This is a genomic window from Asanoa siamensis, from assembly GCF_016862555.1.
Lineage (GTDB): Bacteria > Actinomycetota > Actinomycetes > Mycobacteriales > Micromonosporaceae > Asanoa > Asanoa siamensis.
The window spans coordinates 1-905 of the sequence record NZ_BONE01000208.1; the positions used below are offsets into that span (position 1 = coordinate 1).

At 65.6% G+C, this 905-nt stretch carries 1 protein-coding gene; it reads right to left on the bottom strand.

Features of this window, described 5'->3' with window-relative positions; genetic code table 11:
- Positions 1–905: substrate-binding domain-containing protein (locus Asi02nite_RS41285; protein ID WP_203719487.1), on the bottom strand; the 905-nt coding region annotated here is incomplete at both ends.

The window sequence follows — 905 nt, forward strand, 5'->3', positions numbered from 1 at the left end:
GTACGACTTGGTGTCGTTGGCCTCCGGCGTCTGCTTCTTCAGGAACGCCTCGGCGGCCTTGGCGGCCTGGTCGGCCAGCAGGCGGGTGTCCTTGAAGATGGTCGAGCTCTGCACACCGTCGCTGATCAGCTTGACGGAGGCGATCTCCGCGTCCTGACCCGTGACCACCGGCATCTTGCCGCTGTAGCCGGCGTTCTGCAGCGCGGTGATGATGCCGCGGGAGAGGCCGTCGTACGGCGAGAGCACGCCCGCGACCTTCGAACCGTCGTTGTAGCTCTTGGTCAGCAGGTCCTCCATGCGCTTCTGCGCGGTCTCCTGCTGCCAGCGCAGGGTCGCCGCCTGCTCGATGGACGTCTGCTTCGACTTCACGACGAGCGTGCCGTTGTCGATGTGCTGCTTGAGCGTGGCCATCGCGCCGTCGAAGAAGAAGTGCGCGTTGTTGTCGTCGAGCGAGCCCGCGAACAGTTCGACGTTGAACGGCCCCTTGGCCGTGCCCGCCGAACCGTCCTTGTTCAGGACGCCGAGACCCACCAGCAACGCCGTCGCCTGCGCGACGCCGACCTTGTAGTTGTCGAAGCTGACGTAGAAGTCGACGTTCGCGCTGTCGCGGATCAGCCGGTCGTACGAGATGACCGGGATCTTCTTGTCAGCCGCGGCCTGGAGCTGGCTGGACAGCGCGGTGCCGTCGATGGCCGCGATGATCAGCGCGTTGGCACCCTGCGTGATCATCTGGTCGACCTGCTGCGACTGCGTCGGGATGTCGTCGTTCGCGTACTGCAGGTCCACCTTGTAGCCCTTGGCCTCCAGCTTCTCCTTGACGGAGTTGCCGTCGGCGATCCAGCGCTCCGAGGTCTGCGTCGGCATCGAGACGCCGATCTTCAGCTCGGACGGTGCCTGGGCCGCGG